The organism is Sphingomonas sp. Ant H11, from assembly GCF_000797515.1.
In the GTDB taxonomy this organism is placed as follows: domain Bacteria; phylum Pseudomonadota; class Alphaproteobacteria; order Sphingomonadales; family Sphingomonadaceae; genus Sphingomonas.
Genome location: NZ_JSBN01000082.1, coordinates 1 through 18,137, shown reverse-complemented (window position 1 = coordinate 18,137; position 18,137 = coordinate 1). Strand labels below are relative to the sequence as shown.

The window sequence follows — 18,137 nt, the reverse complement described above, 5'->3', positions numbered from 1 at the left end:
CGGCGCGCGCAGGCGCGATCACCCCCACTCACCCTCACCCTTCCGCGCTTCGCCGCTCCCTCCCTCGCCCGATGGGAGAGGGATTTGCCGCTAAGCGTCGCCGTTGTTTGCCCGTGGCCATCGCACGCGCTCCTCTGATCCGTCTTCGCCGCGAACTGGGTTGCCAGTCCGTCACCCAGGTAACAGCTTGGGAGGTCTACGCCATCTAGGCCATAGCGCTACAGATCGCGAATGGCAGGAAGCGGTGGAAAAGCCGCCGCTACCGGTAACCCGAAACCAATCCTTCCGATGCTTTCGAGAATATAATATTGTAACCCTTGTGCGAGCCCGGAAACGTGACGAACAAAATCCTCAATGGTCCTATAACCCAAGTTTCATCATGGCGATGATGTGAAAAGCTGCTGACCGAACTCCCAGCAGATACGGTCCCGGTTTCCTCTGTCCCACTACGTTCCATCTGCGGAGAGCCATATGCCTGTACTAAATCTAACCTGACACGATCAGAGCACGGAGGAGAATTTATTGTATTAACGAGGATAACTGTTCGTAAGTTATCTTTTTGTAGGTGCTGAGCACTTGAACAGGGCATCCTTCAACAACCTCCGCTCGATATTTTGGGTATAGTGTTTTTACCTGCGATTTCGGCATGCCAGCCCGAAGGTCACGCCAGAGGATTGGTTCGGAAGGAATTTCCTGCAACATGGCTGTTAAAATTAGTGAAAAGATCATAGTTGCTCCAGATCAAGAGGTGTCCATGATTAAATCTGACGCTCAAGGTCTACAATTAGATCAGTAGCGGAATTCTACTGATTTACCGCCATCATTCCTACCTTTGTAATCGAATGTCCGCGCTGATCCTTAACTCGGTAGAGTCGCGTATGGCCAACGCAATCCACATGATCATCCGCCTGTCATCAATCCAATCCATAGCCCAACGACAAAATCAGGGCGTGGCGCCGTTGAAGCAGGAATATGATAGGGGGGCGTGAAGGCTGGTATAGTCGCAACGACAACTGCCTTCGAGTTTGCTTTCCGCTGAATCATTTGTCCCCCATTCGTGACCTGTGGATCATTCGCTCAAACGATTCCGAAATCAATTCGATGTTTGTTGTGACGAATGCGCGGGGCCGTCTATTGTTGGACGAAACTGGAGTTACCCGCCTCCTAATCGCAAACCCGTAAGCGGCCAAACCCCGCCCCCTAACCCCCAAGCCGAGCCGGATCGACCACCACATGCCGGATATGCGTCCGGTTATAGGTATAACTAATGTGTACCAGCCCATCCCTGGTCTGGATCACCGCCGGATAGGCATAGCCATCGGGCAGCGGTTTGTCCTCCAGGTCAGCACGTTGCGCCACGAAACCCCATCGCGCGACAGGCCGATGTTGAGCGGCCAGCGCGGGCCGTTGCCCGGCTGATCGGGCCAGTGCGCGCTGTGGTTGTAGACGATCAACTGCCGCCCGTCGGCCAGCGTCACCGCGTCGGTGCCGGCATTGGGGTTGGGCAAGTCCGCCGCCACCAAAGGCGACCAGCTCTTGCCGGCATCGTGCGACCAGCTCATCGCCAGCGCACCCTGCCGCGTCCGCGCGATCAGCGCCAGGCACCCATCGGCAAAGTGCAGCACGCTCGGCTGGATCGCCTCGATCCCCATGGGCGAGGCGATTGGCGGCTCGACCGTCCATGTCTTGCCGCGATCGATCGAGCGCTCCATGCGGATAAACCAGTGGTTTTCCTCGGGCGTGCCGACTTCGCGGCTGGAGGGTGACAGCCAGCTTCCGTCCGCCAGCACCACCGGCTTGTTCTTGATCGGCCCCAGCACACCCTCGGGCAGGCGCTGCGCCGCGCTCCAGTGGCGCCCGCCATCGCTGGAGGTCTTGACCATCCCCCACCAGCCACGCGGATTGGGGCCGACCTTGTAGAATAGGGTGAGCGGCCCGCCCGGCGGCTGGAACAGCACCGGGTTCCAGGTCGGGTAGCGCGTCCCATCCGCGCTTTGCCCGTCGGCGACCGAAACCGGCTTGTCCCACCCATGCGCCCCACGGCGCGCAAACCAGATCGTCACGTCGGGGCGGCTCTCCCCCGTGCCCCCGAACCACGCGGCGGCGAGCGTGCCGTCGGGCAGTTCGACGATGGTCGAGGCATGTGCCTGCGGGTAAGGCGGGGCGGGGTCGATGAATTCGGACAGCAGGATCGGGGAGGGGGCGGCAAGCGCCGCCATCGGCAGCGCCGCCAGCGCGACCAACAGTGTCCGGAAATACCGCAAGATCATCTGCAGTCTCATCGCCCAACCACTTCCTACGCTCCCCCGTCATGCCGGGCTCGTCCCGGCATCCACCGTGCCGCACATTCTGCGGCCAAAGGTCTCGGATGACGGTGGACCCCGGCACAGGCCGGGGTGACGACCATGCCCCGCTCACCCCGGATAGCGCGCCTTCAGCATCGCCCAGGCCGCGCGCAGGCCCAGCGCTTCGCCACCCTTTGGCCGCCCCGGCTTGGCCGAAGGCCGCCACGCAAAGGTATCGAAATGCGCCCATGGCGTGCCCTCGGGCACGAAGCGCCGCAGGAACAGCGCCGCCGTCACCGCGCCGGCAAAGCCACCATCGGGCGCGTTGACCATGTCGGCAATGTCGGAGGACAGCATGTCGTCATAGCCATCCCACAGCGGCATCCGCCACAGCGGATCGTAAACCGCCGTGCCCGCCGCCAGCAACGCCTCGGCCAGCGCATCGTCATTGGCGAAGGTCGCGGGCAGATCCGGCCCCAGCGCCACGCGCGCCGCGCCGGTCAGCGTCGCGAAATCGAGGATCAGCGTGGGCGTCTCCTCGGCGGCGCGGGTGATCGCGTCGCCCAGCACCAGCCGCCCCTCGGCATCGGTATTGGTGTTCTCGACCGTCAGCCCCTTGCGCGTGCGCAGCACGTCGCCGGGGCGGAAGGCGTTGCCCGCTATGCTGTTCTCCACCGCCGGGATCAGCAGGTGTAGCCGCACCGGCAGCCGCGCCGCCATCACCAGCCCGGCCAGCGCCAGCGCATGCGCCGCGCCGCCCATGTCCTTCTTCATCAGCCGCATGCCCGAGGAGGGCTTGATGTCGAGCCCGCCCGAATCGAAGCACACGCCCTTGCCGATGATCGCGATGCGCGGATGCGCCGGATTTCCCCATTCGAGCTCGATCAGCCGGGGCTCGCGCCCCTTGGCGGCGGCCTGGCCGACCGCGTGGATCATCGGATAGCCCTTTACCAGCGCTTCGCTTTTGGTGACGGTCACGCTCGCGCCATGCGCCTTGGCCAGCGCCTCCGCTTCACCCTCCAGTTCAGCGGGCCCGAGATCGGCGGCAGCGGTGTTGACCAGATCGCGCACGCTGGCGACCGCTTGCGCCAGGCGCACCGTCTCCTCGATCCGCGCGGGCTCGCCGGTCAGCAGCACGCGCGCGCCCGTTGTCACCTCGTCGCTGCGATAGCGGTCGAACTTGTGCTGCGCGAGCGCCCAGCCCAGCATCGCGGCGCCGGGCTCGCCCTCGGCCAGGCGATAGATGCCTTCGGGCAATTGCTCGCCCAGCGAGGCGATCCGCCACGGCGAGTCGAGGCTTTCGTTGCACACCAGCAGCATCGCCCAATCGTCTGGCCCATCGCCCGGCAGCACCGCGCGGTTGCCCGCCTTGCCGGTCAGCCGATGCGCCGCCACCGTCGTACGGATGCGCGGCGGTTGTGCCTTCAGCCAGCTCTCCCACTGGTCGGGATGCACGACATGGATGAGGCGCGCGGGCTGGCCGCGATCGGGCTGCAGCAAGGCTGCGGGGTTGAAGATCATGCGCCCTTTATCGGAAGCGCGGGGCCGCTGCGCAAGCCGTGCTGAGGCTCAGGCGAGCGGCACCCCGTACAGATCATGCTCGTCGGCATCCTCGATCTCGACGCGCACGATGTCGCCCTGCGTCAAATGCCCGGCATCGCGCAGGAACACCTCGCCGTCGATCTCGGGCGCATCCGCCTTGGATCGCCCGGTCGCGCCATCCTCGCCGACCTCGTCGATGATCACGTCGAGCGTGCGGCCGACCTTGGCCTGCAATTTCTCCGCTGAGATGCGCGCGGTCAGCTCCATCAGCCGTGCGTAGCGCTCTTCCTTGATCTCTTCGGGCACCGGATCGGGCAGGGCATTGGCCGCTGCCCCTTCGACTGGCTCGAAGCGGAAGGCGCCGACGCGGTCGAGCTGCGCTTCCTGCAGCCAGTCCATCAGATAGGCGAAATCGTCCTCGGTCTCGCCGGGGAAGCCGACGACGAAGGTCGACCGAATCGCGATGTCGGGCGCGATCCTCCGCCAATGCTTGATGCGTTCGAGCACCTTGGTCTCGTTCGCCGGGCGCTTCATCAGCTTCAGCACGTTGCGGCTGGCATGCTGGAACGGGATGTCGAGATAGGGGAGGATCAGCCCCTCGGCCATCAGCGGGATGACCTGGTCGACATGCGGGTAGGGGTAGACATAATGCAACCGCACCCACGCGCCCAATTTGCCCAGCTCGCGCGACAGGTCGGTCATATGCGCGCGGACTTCCTCGCCATGCCACATCCGCGGCTGGTGGCGGATGTCGACGCCGTAGGCCGAGGTATCCTGGCTGATCACCAGCAATTCCTTGGTGCCCGCCTCGATCAGCTTTTCCGCCTCGCGCAGGATCGCATCGGGGCGGCGGCTGACCAGATCGCCGCGCAAGCTCGGGATGATGCAGAAGGCGCAGCGGTGGTTGCACCCCTCGGAAATCTTGAGATAGCTGTAATGGCGCGGGGTCAGCTTCAGCCCGCTTTCGGGCACCAGATTGAGGAACGCGCTCGGCGGCATCGGGGCGGCGTCATGCACCGCGCCGACCACTTCCTCATATTGGTGCGCGCCGGTAACGGCCAGCACATTGGGGAAGCGCGCGCGGATCGTCTCGGCTTCCTTGCCCATGCAGCCGGTGACGATGACCCGGCCATTCTCGGCAATCGCCTCGCCAATTGCTTCGAGGCTTTCCTCCTTGGCCGAATCGAGAAACCCGCAGGTGTTGACCAGCACGACATCGGCCCCGGCATAATCGGGCGACATCTGATAGCCATCGCTGCGCAGCTTGGTCAGGATCCGTTCGCTATCGACCAGATTCTTCGGGCAGCCGAGCGAGACCATGCCGATCTTCGGCGGGGAGGGGAGTGTTGTTGCCATGGGAACGGCGGCACATAAGCGCAGTCGCGGGATTTTTCCAGCGATTGCCGCTTGGGCGCTGCCTGGCGCCTTTCCTTCGCCGGGTGATTCATGGCTATGCCATCGCGACGGTCGCTTTTATCGTCTTGGTTTCGCCTCTCGTTTAACCGGTACACCGTACCGCCAAGGTTCCCGTTCATGGCACGATCCGCACCCTGCCTGGCGTTCCTGCTGCTCGCGGGATGCGGCGCGCAAAGCTCCAGACCGCCACCGCCGCGCGTGATGTTCGCCGGGCTTCCGGTCAGCGGCAGCATGGCGGATGCCCGCCGCGCGGGCTTCACCGATTGCGTCACACCCGATTGGGGCAGCCTGCGCTGCCGCCGCCACGGCGTGATGATCGATGGTACGGGCCCCTATGAGGCTGCGGTGGACCTGACCGGCAACGACGGCAGCGGCGGCTTCGACCAGGTGACGGTGTGGCACGATCAGGACCAATATGCCGTCTATAAGATCACCGATGTGCTGGAAAAGCAGGGCTGGCGAAGCTGCAACACAGGCAGCGGTGATCGTGGCGACCAGATCATCTACACGCACACAGGCATGCCAGTCAGGATCTCGATGGATCTGAGCTATTGGGGCAAACGCCGACTGCGGGTGATCCCGGCATGGAACAGGAAGGAGCGGCGGTGTTGAAGGATCGGCGGGCAAGACCAGATCATGCAACCGCAAAGAACGCGACTTGCGGTCTTCCGCCATCACCAAGGACGCGCTGATGCAGGAATATGAGCTGGTACCGCACCCCGACACGCCGCCGGCCAAGGTCGAGGCAGTGCGCGTTCGGATCGTCGTGCGCGAGGGTGCGCTGCTGCTCACCTTCATCGTCCACGGCAATGACCATGTCGCGCTCCCTGATTGGGCGACCTCAACGCGTAGGGATGACTTATGGAAAACGACGTGTGGCGAGATGTTTCTGGGGTTGCCGGGGACGGAGGCCTATGTCGAGTTCAACTATTCGCCTTCGACCCAATGGGCGGCGTACCGCTTCGATGCGCACCGCGCGGGCGGGCGTGATCTGCCTTTGTCCAGCCCGCCGCTCGTCGATCGCGGCGACGACACCTCCGATTATCTGGTCGAGGTCGAGCAGCCTCTTTCCGATCTCCCAGGCGAACCGTTTGATCTCGGCCTGACCGCCGTCATCGAGGAAACCGACGGCACCAAATCCTATTGGGCGCTTGCCCACGCGCCCGGCCCGCCCGATTTCCACAACCGGGATTGCTTTATCGCGACCCTCCCGGCACCTGAGCACGCATGAACTTCGGTATCGATCGCCTCCTCGCCGACCCCGCTTTGCGCAAGCCACTGGAGGGCAAGCGCATCGCCTTGCTCGCCCACCCGGCTTCCGTCACGCGCGACCTGACGCATTCGGTCGACGCGCTGATCGCGGCGGGGCTGAACGTCACCGCGATGTTCGGCCCGCAGCATGGCGTGCGCGGCGATCTGCAGGACAATATGGAGGAGTCGCCCGACTTCACCGATCCGACTTACGGCATGCCGGTGTTCAGCCTTTACGGTGAAGTCCGCAGGCCCACCGGGCAATCGATGGGCACGTTCGACGTGATGCTGGTCGATCTGCAGGATCTCGGCACGCGCATCTACACCTTCATCACCACGCTGCGCTACGTGCTGGAGGCGGCTGCCGAGCACCACAAGGCGGTATGGGTGCTCGATCGCCCCAATCCCGTCGGCCGCCCGGTCGAGGGGCTGACGCTGTTGCCCGGCTGGGAGAGTTTCGTCGGCGCGGGGCCGATGCCGATGCGCCACGGGCTGACGATGGGCGAACTCGGCCATTGGTTCATCGATCTGCTGAAACTCGATGTCGAGTATCGGGTGATCGAAATGGAAGGCTGGCAGCCCGACGCCGCCCCCGGCTTCGGCTGGCCGACCGATCGCGTGTGGATCAACCCCAGTCCCAATGCCCCCAATGTCATGATGGCGCGCGCGTATCCCGGCACGGTGATGCTGGAGGGCACCACTTTGTCCGAGGGGCGCGGCACCACACGCCCGCTCGAACTGTTCGGCGCGCCTGACATTGATGCGCGCGCGGTCGTCGCCGAAATGCGCCGCCTGGCACCCGATTGGCTCGCCGGCGCGCGCTTGCGCGACATCTGGTTCGAACCGACCTTTCACAAGCATGTGAAGACGCTGTGCAATGGCGTGCAGATCCATGCCGAGGGGCCGTCTTACGATCACGCGGCATTCCGCCCCTGGCGGGTACAGGCGCTGGCGTTCAAGGCGATCCGAGCCTTGTACCCGGACTATGATCTGTGGCGCGATTTCCCCTACGAATACGCTTTCGGCAAATTGCCGATCGACGTCATCAACGGGGGACCGGGCTTGCGCTTGTGGACAGATGACGCGACCGCGACTCCGGCCGATCTCAACGTGTTGGCGGCGGCGGATGAGGAGGCCTGGGAGCAGATTCGGCAGCCATATCTGCGCTACTGAGACCGCCTTCGCGACACGGTCACTCATTTCGTCGCGCTCGCGCAACGACTCAGGGATTCCACCAACCTGTTGCTGTGGTGCAACATCGCCAATCCCGTCATGACGCTTTTATACGATTCGCGGCAGGCGGGGGCCTTGTCGGATCGCTTATCTCCGGAAGGATGGGACGTCGTGGAATCCGATCGCCACTTCTACATGCGTCGCGTTACGGCGGAGCGACTCGCGGTCGCCCGGGCGGTTACCGAGGAAGCACGGAAACGTCGCCTCGTTCTGATCGAAACCTATCTGCAAAAGCTACAGGCGATGCCGGTGTAAAGCCCCGGCTTACCGCTTCCGCGTCAATTCCCGCATCGCCTCGTCGAGGCCCGCCAGCGTCAGCGGGTACATACGCTCGTTCATCAATTCGCGGAGGATGCGCAGGCTTTGCGAATAGCCCCATTGCTGTTCGGGGATCGGGTTCAGCCACACCGCCGCCGGATAGGTATTGGTCAGCCGCTGCATCCACACAGCACCCGATTCCTCGTTGAAATGCTCGACCGAGCCGCCCGGATGGGTGATCTCATAGGGGCTCATCGAGGCATCGCCGACGAACACCAGTTTGTAATCATGGCCGAATTTGTGGAGCACGTCCCACATCGGGGTGCGCTCGGAAAAGCGGCGCATATTATCCTTCCACACGCCTTCATACGGGCAATTGTGGAAGTAGAAAAATTCCAGATTCTTGAACTCGCTCGTCGCCGCCGAGAACAATTCCTCGCACAGCTTCACCCACGGGTCCATCGATCCGCCCACGTCAAGGAACAGCAGCAGCTTCACCGCATTGCGGCGTTCCGCGCGCATCACCACGTCGAGCCAGCCCTGCCGCGCCGTTCCCGCGATCGTCGCATCAATGTCGAGTTCGTCGGCGGCCCCCTCGCGCGCGAATTTGCGCAGGCGGCGCAGCGCAATCTTGATGTTGCGCGTGCCCAGTTCGCGCGTGTTGTCGAGGTTCTTGAAGTCGCGCTGGTCCCACACTTTCAGCGCGCGCTTGTGCGTCGACTCGCCGCCGATGCGGACGCCCTCCGGATTGTAGCCCGAATTGCCATAAGGCGAGGTGCCGCCGGTGCCGATCCACTTATTGCCGCCCTGGTGGCGCTCCTGCTGCTCGTCGAGCCGCTTCTTGAGCGTCTCCATGATCTCGTCCCACGATCCGAGCGATTCGATCTTGGCCATCTCTTCGGGCGTCAGATATTTCTCGGCGACCGCTTTCAACCAGTCAGCCGGGATTTCCGCCGGGCTTTGGCCGAAGGTCGTGGCAACGCCCCGGAACACCTTGGCAAAGACCTGATCGAAGCGGTCGAGCAGGCCTTCATCCTTCACATACACCGCGCGCGACAGGTAATAGAAATCCTCAGGCGTGCGATCGATCACCTCGGCGTCGAGCGCCTCCAGCAGCAGCAAATGCTCTTTGAGGCTGGCCGGGATGCCGGCGGCGCGCAGTGCGTCGAGGAAATCGAGAAACATGGCACATCTCTTCCCCCTCCCGCATCCGGGGAGAGGCCAGGGCAGGGGCCAGATGCCCCGTTGCCTGCAACATGCCCGGTGCGGTGCGCTCCTGCAAGCACGGGCAGCGTTACCGATAGGCGTCGATCAGGGCACCGACATAGTCTGGACTGCGCCCGGTCAATTCCGCCGCGGTCCGCGCGCGTGGACCATGGCTTTCCGGTATGCCGTAAATGAAGCCGTAGGTCGGATAGATGGTGCTGCCGAGTCCGTCCCGGTCACGATACCACACCTTCACCGCGCTCCAGTCATTATACGGCGAGGCGTCGGTCAGCGTCACATCCTGCTCGGCGTGGCCGCGTTCGCCGTTCTGGCGCGACCAATTGGCGTGGGTGACCATGACGACGCGATGGTCGACGACTCGGCTGATCACCGCGACATGGCCGAGCGGGAGTCGCGCGCTGCGCGCGAAAACGATGACCGCGCCGGGGCGCGGCGTATCGCCGCGCCGATAGCGCCCGGCGGCCTGACCCCACCATGTCCAGGCGTCGCCATAAATCTGGATGCCGGAAGCGGCACGCGCAAAGGGAACGCACTCGCCTACATAATCGAGCAAGGATGGCGCGGCAGCGGCCATCGCCGGTGGGGCGAATACCAACGCAAGAGAAACAACGACGCAACGCATACATGCACCCAATACTGGCTGCACCCCCGCAAGAGCGTATCGTTACAGGCTTTATGCCGCGTTTACCACGTTGAAATTGAGCTGTTTTGGCGGAAACGGGGGCGCGCGCGCTATCCCTTATTCTGCTGCCGCTTGGCCATGAAGGCGAGGCGTTCGAACAGCATCACATCCTGCTCGTTCTTGAGCAGGGCACCGTGCAGCGGCGGGATCGCCTTGGTCGGATCGCGGTTTTGCAACACGTCGAGCGGCATGTCCTCGTGCAGCAGCAATTTCAGCCAATCGAGCAATTCGCTGGTGCTCGGCTTCTTCTTCAGGCCGGGCACGTCGCGCACATCGTAGAAAATGTCCATCGCCCGGTTGACCAGGATCTTCTGGATGCCGGGGAAGTGGACATCGACGATGGCCTGCATCGTCTCGCGATCGGGGAATTTGATGTAGTGAAAGAAGCAACGGCGCAGGAAGGCGTCGGGCAGCTCTTTTTCGTTATTGCTGGTGATGATGACGATCGGGCGCTCGACCGCGCGGATGGTTTCCCGCGTTTCGTAGACATGGAATTCCATACGATCGAGTTCCTGCAACAGATCGTTGGGGAATTCGATGTCGGCCTTGTCGATCTCGTCGATCAGCAGCACCGGCGGCTTGGGCCGGGTGAACGCCTCCCACAATTTGCCACGGCGGATGTAATTGCCGATATCGTGGACGCGCTCGTCGCCCAATTGCCCGTCGCGCAGGCGCGCCACCGCGTCATATTCGTACAGGCCCTGCTGCGCCTTGGTGGTGGACTTGATGTTCCACTCGATCAATTCGGTATCGAGTGCCTTGGCGATTTCATATGCGAGGACGGTTTTGCCGGTGCCGGGTTCGCCCTTTACCAGCAAGGGACGGCGGAGCGTAACGGCCGCGTTGACCGCGACTTTCAGGTCATCGGTTGCGACATAGCCTTGCGTACCGTCGAAGCGCTTCATCGCTTGCATCCCGTTTCATTTGAATACCGGGTACGGCGATAGAGGGAAACGCCCCTCACGCGCAAGCGGTGGCTATAGCTTGTCGCGTGCGCTTGCGCGGGCCTCGATCAAATCGCACAGCCCACGATGCTGGGCGAAAGTCTGCTGAGCGCCGAAGGCGATCGCGCGGCGGACGGGTGCGGGGATGGCATCGGTTGCGAGCATCGTAATCGTCGAGGCACTGGGCAGGACACAGGGCACGATGGTGCCGCCGGTGCGGAGCGCGGCCGCGTCGAGAACAGCGCGAAAGGCGTGCCAGTCGATTACCAACGCCATGGCCGCTCCTACGGAACATCCCGAGCGGTCAGAGCGCGCCAGCATATCGAAGGCATGGCGCTGGGCTGCAAACGCAGCATCGCTTTCCGCCTGGCCCGGCGTGGAGGGTAGGGGGCCGACGGCAGCGGTTAGGCGCGCAAGATTAGCCCGTTCAACGCCAAAGGCGTCCGTCGCTTCCGCAAGCCAGCGATTGTCGAGATCGGGTACGGGGCGACGATTCGCCTCCTCGAACAGATTGGTCAGGCGTCCGTGAACGGCGCATAGGGCATGGACAGCATCGGCGAGATCGCGGCCGACGACTGCGGCCTGTGTCAAACGGCGGACGATCGCGTGGCCAGCACATCCGTCGCTTGTCGCCAGAGCCGCAATGCTGCCCGCATAGCCCCCTGTCTTCACCTGTATCGATGCGATCACCATGATCTTCGAATCGTCCCTATATCTGCCGGCAGTGCCGCCGGATTGCGCCCGTCGGGCAAGCAGTGCGGCAAGGGTTATACCGAAGGGCGTAAAGACCTGGTGTAGTTGCGATTAAGGGTGTCTCAACCAGCTTTTGCAGCGCCCTGCGCTCCGACCATCGCGGCGAGAGGGCGACGCGGCAGGTCCGGCACCGGCTAGGGCGTGACATCTTCGGCAAAGATGCCGGTGCCGTCGCCGATCGGTTCGATCCTGAGCGCCAGCATACGGCCAGCGCGGGCGGCGGACGGGAGTGTCAGGCTTTCTCCAATGCCCGAATTGCCAACCCGCCGCATTGCCCCGGCAAGAAGCGCGCGGGATGGCGGCGGGGTGATCGTGTCGACGGGCGCGCCGGGCGTGACGATTTGCCCGAAATGTGCGCGCGCAGTCCGGCTGGATGCCAAAATCGTGGTCTCGCGGTCTGCAAGCAAGACGATATCGCGGACATTGTCGAGCAGTTGTGTTGCGGTGATCGCTTCGGCGGAGAGAAAGGCGCGGTCCGGTGGATCCGACGGGATCGCGCATAAGGCGTTCATTGTCTCGACCGAAACGAGAACGAGACGCGGCCGACCGCGGTGCAGAATATAGATCGGCGCGCGTGACGCGCGTTCCTGCCACAAGCCGAAATGTCGCACCAAATCGGATGCAGTAACCATGTGTTCGGCAGCGGGTGCGGTGAGGGACGACATACGCCCCAATGTACGCAACGCTCGCCGCTACGTCACAGCTCGCCTCCGAAACGGAGCAATTTGGACGGCGTGCGATAGCAAAGCCCGGCGACGTACCTGCGCCGCCGGGCCCTTGGCTTACTGATCGAGGAAGCTGCGCATCTTGCGGCTGCGGCTCGGGTGCTTCAGCTTGCGCAGCGCCTTGGCCTCGATCTGGCGGATGCGTTCACGCGTGACCGAGAATTGCTGGCCGACTTCTTCCAGCGTGTGATCGGTGTTCATGCCGATGCCGAAGCGCATGCGCAACACACGCTCTTCTCGCGGGGTGAGGCTGGCCAGAACCCGCGTAACGGTTTCCTTGAGGTTCGCCTGGATCGCCGCGTCGACCGGGATGATCGCGTTCTTGTCCTCGATGAAGTCGCCGAGATGGCTGTCTTCCTCGTCGCCGATCGGCGTTTCGAGGGAGATCGGCTCCTTGGCGATCTTCATCACCTTGCGGACCTTCTCCAAAGGCATGGAGAGGCGCTCGGCCATTTCCTCGGGCGTCGGCTCGCGGCCCTGCTCGTGGAGGAACTGACGGCTGGTGCGCACCAGCTTGTTGATCGTCTCGATCATGTGCACTGGGATACGGATGGTGCGCGCCTGATCGGCAATCGAGCGGGTGATTGCCTGGCGGATCCACCAGGTCGCATAGGTGCTGAACTTGTAGCCGCGGCGATATTCGAACTTATCCACCGCCTTCATCAGGCCGATATTGCCCTCCTGGATGAGATCCAGGAATTGCAGGCCGCGATTGGTGTATTTCTTGGCGATCGAGATCACGAGGCGGAGATTGGCCTCGACCATCTCTTTCTTCGCGATGCGCGCCTCGCGTTCACCCTTCTGCACCATGTTGACGATGCGGCGGAACTCGGTCAGCGCCATGCCCGTGGCCTGGCTGATGTCCGAAATTTCCATGCGGATGCGATCGGCGGCTTCGCTTTCGTTGGTGACGAAGGCGGTCCATTTCTTGTCGAGCTTGGCGACCGAGGGCAGGAACTGCTCGTCCAGCTCATGGCCGATATAGCGATCGAGGAAGTCCTTGCGCGACACCTTGTGGCGCTCGGCGAGGCGCAGCATCTGCCCGCCCAGCGCGGTCAGGCGCCGGTTGAAGGCATAAAGCTGGTCGACCAGATATTCGATCTTGGCATTGTGGAACTGGACGCTCTCGACCTCGGCGGTCAGTTCCTCGCGCAGCTTGTGATATTTCTTCTCGTCGCTGCTCGACAGTTCGCCGCCGCCCGCCATCGCGTCGAGCCGGGCCTGCTGGATCTTGGAGAATTTCTTGTACAGCGCAGTGATGTTGGCAAAGCGTTCCAGCGCGATCGGCTTGAGCTGCTCTTCCATCTGCGCGAGGCTAAGGGTGTTGTCCTCTTCCTCATCGTCGGAGGCGCGCGGCGTGCGGCGCTCGCCATCCTCATCCTCGTCAACTGACGGCTCTTCGGGCTCGGCCTCTTCCTTGAACGACGGGCCTGCATTCTTTTCGGAAATCTCGCCATCGCCCTCTTCGGCTTCGGCCAGCGCTTCCGGGGCGGGGTCCTTCGACAGCATCGCGTCGAGATCCATGATCTCGCGCAGCTGCATCGTGCCTTCGTTAAGCGCGGTCGACCAGGCGATGATCGCGTTGAAGGTGATGGGTGATTCGCACAGGCCGAGGATCATCGTGTCGCGACCGGCCTCGATCCGCTTGGCGATGGCGATTTCGCCCTCGCGGCTGAGCAGCTCGACCGCGCCCATTTCGCGCAGGTACATCCGCACCGGGTCATCGGTGCGATCGATGACCTCCTTTTTCTTGACGTCGAGCGCAGGCCCAAGGTCTTCGGAAGCGTCGACGGGTTCGGCGTCGTCATCGTCCTCGGACTTGGTGGCTTCGTCGCCTTCTTCGCCCTGCTCGTCATTCTCGACGATGTTGATGCCCATTTCGCTGAGCGCGGCGCTGATGTCCTCGATCTGATCCGACGACATCTCGCCCTGGGGCAGAGCTTCGTTGAGTTGCTCGTAGGTGATGTAGCCACGCTTTTTCGCGCGGGCGATCACCTTCTTGATCGACGCGTCGTTCAAATCGATCAGCGGTGCGTCGCTACCCTCGGTGGTGTCCGCCACGTCCGCCATATCCGTCTTCGCCATCAATTGCCCTCAGTACTAAAAGCTCTGGCGTCTTCGTTCGACTGCACCAGATTGGCAAGTCGCGCGTTCAAAGCCTGTTGTTCATTCACAAGCGACACTTGCCGCTCATATGCTTCATCCGAATACTTCGCCTGCATCGTCGCCGTCGCCTCGGCCAAAGCCGCATCCACTTCCGGCCGAGTCACCAGGATCGCGATCGCCTCGTCGAGGTCCTCGCGTGCCCTGGCGGGGTCGGCGTCCTTTTGCGTAAACGAACACGAGAGTTGGTCGGCCCGCAGCAAATCTTGCGCGATTATATCAAATCCAGATGCAGCCAATATGGTAAGAAGGTGCTCACTATCAAGCGCCTGATGTTCGACGGCCGAATCAATCATCGCATCGAGCAGATGGGCGAGGGCGGGATCGGTCAAATGCAGCCGACCCAACTCCCCCATATGCCGACAGATTTCGCTCGGATGCAGTAATAGCCCCGCCAGCACGGGTTTGGTCAACACACCGTCAATGCCATGCTGTTGCAGGCGCTTGGCCCCGGCACCGACCGGGCCGGGCGGGGCCTTCCATGGCTGTCCGGGCTTGCGTGCGCCACCGCGACGCGGCGTAAACGGCGCGAGCGGCACGAACGCCGCGCGCTGCTGCGCATAGAGCGCGTCGAAGCGGCGACGGAATTCCGCCAGATATTCGGTGCGCACGCCGGGATCGGCGATGCTCTCCGCGCGCTCCTTCAGGCGCTGCTTCAGCCCCGCTTTCTGCTCGGGCGTGGTGAGGGGTTCGGCGGCGAGTTCGCTCGACCATAATCGGTCGACCAGCGGTTCGGCGGTCTTGAGCAGTGCCTCGAACGCGGCGGGGCCCTTCTGGCGGACCATATCGTCCGGGTCCTGACCCTGCGGCAGCGTGACAAAGGCGAGGCTGCGGCCCGGGGCGAGCAACGGCAGCGCGCGGTGCGCGGCGCGCAGAGCCGCCTTTTGCCCCGCGCCATCGCCGTCGAAACACAGGATCGGCACCTCGGCCAGCCGCCACAGCCGCTCGAGCTGCGCCTCGGTCAGCGCGGTGCCAAGCGGGGCGACCGCCTCGCCAAACCCCGCCTGCGCCAGCGCGATCACGTCCATATAGCCCTCGACCACCAGCACGCGCCCGGTCTTGCGCGTGGCGGGCGCGGCCTTGTCGAGATTGTAGAGCGTGCGCCCCTTGTCGAAGAGCGGGGTTTCGGGCGAGTTCAGATATTTGGGCTCGCCATCGCCAATGATGCGCCCACCAAACGCCACGGTGCGCCCGCGCGGATCGCGAATCGGGATCATCAGCCGCCCGCGAAAGCGGTCATAGGGCGCCTTGTCCTCGACCTGGATCAACAGCCCCGCCTCGACCAGCAACGGCTCGCCATAGCCCTTCAGCGCCGCCTTCAACCCACCGCGCGAATCGGGCGCAAAGCCCAAGCCAAAGGCGCGCGCGGTCTCCGCCTTGATCCCGCGCTTGGCCAGCACCTCGCGCGCGGTCGCGCCGGGCAGGCCGTTCAGTTGCTCGGTGAACCAGGTGGCGGCATCGGCGCAGGCTTCATGCAGCCCCTTGGCCGCCTCAGCCTTCTCCGCCGCGCGCGGGTCCATCGCGGGCATCTCCATCCCCGCCGCCTGCGCCAGCTCCTTCACCGCATCCATGAAGGGCAGGCCGCGCTGATCGGTCATCCAGCGGATCGCATCGCCATGCGCCGAGCAGCCGAAGCAATGGTAGAAGCCCTTGTCGTCATTGACGTAAAAGCTGGGTGTCTTCTCATTGTGGAACGGGCAGCACGCGCGCCACTCGCGCCCGGCCTTTTGCAGCTTGGTCGTCTTGCCGATCAGCCCCGACAGCAACGTCCGCGCGCGCAGTTCATCAAGGAATTGCGGGGAGAGGGTCATGCGATCTTTTCTTCCCCTCCCGCGTGCTTGTGGGCGGGAACATCCACCAAACCGTTCTTTCGAGCGAAGTCGAGAAACCCGGCACCACCGCAGGTTTCCCAACTTCGCTCGAAACGAACGGGGAGGGGGCAAGGCAAGGTTTGACCGCGAGCGGGCGGGCCGAACGCTCCATTGGTGGGCGCGCAAAGTGCGACACCATCGACCAATCTCCGGCGATCAACGCTTCCTTCTTCGCCCGCGACCAGCCGCCCACGATGCGCTCGGCTTCCAGCGCTTCGATCCGGCTCGGAAAATTCTCGCTCCACACAAGCGTCACCGGCATTCGCCGCGAGGTGAAATCGCAATGCCCGCCGGTCTGGTGCTCGCCGATTCGGCGATCGAGGTTATCGGTATGGCCGGTGTAATAAGCACCGTCGGAGCATCGTAGCATGTAGGTCCAAAATGCCATGGGGCAGTGTGCATCAGCGACTCCGGTCGAGTCGAGCGGTCACATGTGGGGGCGGGTGCCAGGTTTCTCGACTTCGCTCGAAACGAACGGTTGGGGGGAAGGGGCTTTCTCTCCCCCAGCCCCTCCCGCAAGCGGGAGGGGAGGCAGAAAGGCCGCGCCCTCGTGCATTACGCCAGCGCCGCCTTCACCGCAGCACTCGCCTTGCTCATGTCGAGCGTGGTCGCGTGGCGCGCTTTCAGTTCGGCCATCACGCGGCCCATGTCCTTCATGCCCGTCGCACCCAGCTCGGCCTTGATCGCCTCGATCGCGGCCGCCGTCGCCGCTTCGTCCATCTGCGTCGGCAGGAAGGTCTCGATCACCGCGACTTCGGCGGCTTCGGCGTCGGCCAGCTCCTGGCGGCCGCCCTTCACGAACATCTCGATCGATTCGCGGCGCTGCTTGACCATCTTCTGCAGCACTTCCACCACCAGCGCATCGTCATCATCGGGGGCCTTGCCGGTACGCGCCTCGATGTCGCGGTTCTTGATCGCGGATTGCACGAGGCGCAGCGTCGCGGTGCCCGCTTTGTCGCCGCCCTTCATCGCGGTGATGAGCGCGGCCTTGATGTCGTCACGAATCATTGAACGTCCTTTTCGGTGGTCGGCGGGTATAGCGGCTTTATACGATTGACGCATCGCCCCCGCGCACCTAGTCCCCGCCGCTTAGCGACATCGACAATTTTTTCATGGAGTGCCCGCCGCAATGGCCGACGCCAAACCTCTGCCTGCGTCCAACAGCATCGCTCCCCAAGGCGCCACCGGCGTTCTGGTGCTGGCAACCGGGGAGGTGGTGTGGGGCCGCGGATTCGGCGCGGAAGGGGTCGCGGTCGGCGAAGTCTGTTTCCACACCGCGATGACCGGTTACCAGGAAATCATGACCGACCCGAGCTTTGCCGGGCAAATGATCACCTTCACCTTCCCGCATATCGGCAATGTCGGCGCCAATGCCGATGACGTCGAGGCGGATGATCCCCACGCGCTCGGCATGATCGTGCGCGAGGATGTGACCGGCCCCAGCAATTTCCGCAGCGTCGAGCGACTCGATGCCTGGATGGCCAAGCACAAGCGAATCGGCCTGTCGGGCGTCGACACGCGCGCGCTCACCCGCCGAATCCGTAGCGGCGGCGCGCCCAATGCGGTGATCGCGCACTCCGCCGACGGCGTGTTCGACATTCCCGCCTTGCTCGCCATGGCGCAAGCGTGGCCGGGCCTCGAAGGCATGGACCTGGCGATCGCGGTGACGACCAACACGCATTATGGTTGGGCTGGCGGCATATGGCGGCTGGGCGAAGGCTATGACACCTCCGCTCCCCTCCCCTTCAGGGGAGGGGCTGGGGTGGGGCCGTGCCGCAAGCGGGCGG

General features: G+C 63.6%; 17 protein-coding genes. 5 read left to right on the top strand and 12 right to left on the bottom strand.

Translation table 11 applies throughout. The features are described from left to right. Positions 1-1,295: 1,295 nt before the first annotated feature. From NW75_RS15525 to rimO, 3 genes are all read right to left on the bottom strand, one after another. Positions 1,296-2,282 (bottom strand): sialidase family protein, encoded by a 987-nt coding sequence (locus tag NW75_RS15525; protein ID WP_231565241.1) that lies wholly within the window; start codon positions 2,280-2,282, stop codon positions 1,296-1,298. 132 nt (positions 2,283-2,414) lie between these two features. Next, positions 2,415-3,806 carry a leucyl aminopeptidase family protein gene (locus tag NW75_RS15520; protein ID WP_033966093.1) on the bottom strand — a complete coding sequence of 464 codons (1,392 nt, stop codon included), beginning with the start codon at positions 3,804-3,806 and terminating at the stop codon, positions 2,415-2,417. 48 nt (positions 3,807-3,854) lie between these two features. After that, a complete protein-coding gene (rimO, locus tag NW75_RS15515) occupies positions 3,855-5,183 on the bottom strand; it encodes a 30S ribosomal protein S12 methylthiotransferase RimO (protein ID WP_033966092.1) in 1,329 nt (442 codons plus the stop codon). Between the two features lie 177 nt (positions 5,184-5,360). Between rimO and NW75_RS15510 the strand changes: the two genes are divergently transcribed. From NW75_RS15510 to NW75_RS24555, 4 genes are all read left to right on the top strand, one after another. Continuing rightward, positions 5,361-5,855, top strand: coding sequence for a hypothetical protein (locus tag NW75_RS15510; RefSeq protein ID WP_033966091.1), 495 nt, complete (start codon positions 5,361-5,363; stop codon positions 5,853-5,855). Between the two features lie 46 nt (positions 5,856-5,901). After that, entirely contained in the window at positions 5,902-6,474 is a 573-nt protein-coding gene (locus NW75_RS15505; protein ID WP_081988787.1) for a DOMON-like domain-containing protein, read from the top strand. Next, positions 6,471-7,667, top strand: coding sequence for an exo-beta-N-acetylmuramidase NamZ family protein (locus NW75_RS15500; protein WP_033966090.1), 1,197 nt, complete (start codon positions 6,471-6,473; stop codon positions 7,665-7,667). The genes NW75_RS15505 and NW75_RS15500 overlap by 4 nt, the downstream gene beginning before the upstream one ends. 171 nt (positions 7,668-7,838) lie before the next feature. Beyond that, complete coding sequence (locus tag NW75_RS24555; protein ID WP_156143049.1) at positions 7,839-7,982, top strand: hypothetical protein; 144 nt, start codon at positions 7,839-7,841, stop codon at positions 7,980-7,982. 9 nt (positions 7,983-7,991) lie between these two features. Here NW75_RS24555 and NW75_RS15490 read toward each other — a convergent pair whose 3' ends face one another. The 9 genes from NW75_RS15490 to NW75_RS15450 form a co-directional block, all read right to left on the bottom strand. Next, positions 7,992-9,170, bottom strand: coding sequence for a vWA domain-containing protein (locus NW75_RS15490; protein ID WP_033966088.1), 1,179 nt, complete (start codon positions 9,168-9,170; stop codon positions 7,992-7,994). A gap of 109 nt (positions 9,171-9,279) precedes the next feature. After that, on the bottom strand, positions 9,280-9,834 hold the full coding sequence (locus NW75_RS15485; RefSeq protein ID WP_137902625.1) for a CHAP domain-containing protein: 555 nt from the start codon (positions 9,832-9,834) through the stop codon (positions 9,280-9,282). 110 nt (positions 9,835-9,944) lie between these two features. Continuing rightward, the gene (locus NW75_RS15480; protein ID WP_033966097.1) at positions 9,945-10,799 is read right to left on the bottom strand and encodes an AAA family ATPase; all 855 of its coding nucleotides are present in this window, start codon (positions 10,797-10,799) and stop codon (positions 9,945-9,947) included. A 72-nt stretch (positions 10,800-10,871) separates the two neighbouring features. Next, positions 10,872-11,531 (bottom strand): DUF6975 family protein, encoded by a 660-nt coding sequence (locus NW75_RS15475; RefSeq protein WP_033966086.1) that lies wholly within the window; start codon positions 11,529-11,531, stop codon positions 10,872-10,874. 194 nt (positions 11,532-11,725) lie between these two features. Beyond that, a complete protein-coding gene (locus NW75_RS15470; RefSeq protein ID WP_197057847.1) occupies positions 11,726-12,103 on the bottom strand; it encodes a hypothetical protein in 378 nt (125 codons plus the stop codon). A gap of 270 nt (positions 12,104-12,373) precedes the next feature. Beyond that, a complete protein-coding gene (rpoD, locus tag NW75_RS15465; RefSeq protein ID WP_033966085.1) occupies positions 12,374-14,401 on the bottom strand; it encodes an RNA polymerase sigma factor RpoD in 2,028 nt (675 codons plus the stop codon). Beyond that, positions 14,401-16,290: a DNA primase gene (gene dnaG, locus NW75_RS15460; protein ID WP_033966084.1), complete on the bottom strand. Its 1,890-nt coding sequence runs from the start codon at positions 16,288-16,290 to the stop codon at positions 14,401-14,403. The genes rpoD and dnaG overlap by 1 nt, the downstream gene beginning before the upstream one ends. Further along, entirely contained in the window at positions 16,265-16,738 is a 474-nt protein-coding gene (locus NW75_RS15455) for a GIY-YIG nuclease family protein (protein ID WP_081988786.1), read from the bottom strand. The genes dnaG and NW75_RS15455 overlap by 26 nt, the downstream gene beginning before the upstream one ends. Before the next feature lie 167 nt (positions 16,739-16,905). Continuing rightward, a complete protein-coding gene (locus tag NW75_RS15450) occupies positions 16,906-17,358 on the bottom strand; it encodes a GatB/YqeY domain-containing protein (RefSeq protein WP_033966082.1) in 453 nt (150 codons plus the stop codon). A gap of 121 nt (positions 17,359-17,479) precedes the next feature. On the opposite strand from NW75_RS15450, the gene NW75_RS15445 reads away from it, so the two are divergent. Beyond that, positions 17,480-18,137: carbamoyl-phosphate synthase domain-containing protein (locus NW75_RS15445; protein WP_331386167.1), on the top strand; the 658-nt coding region annotated here is incomplete at its 3' end.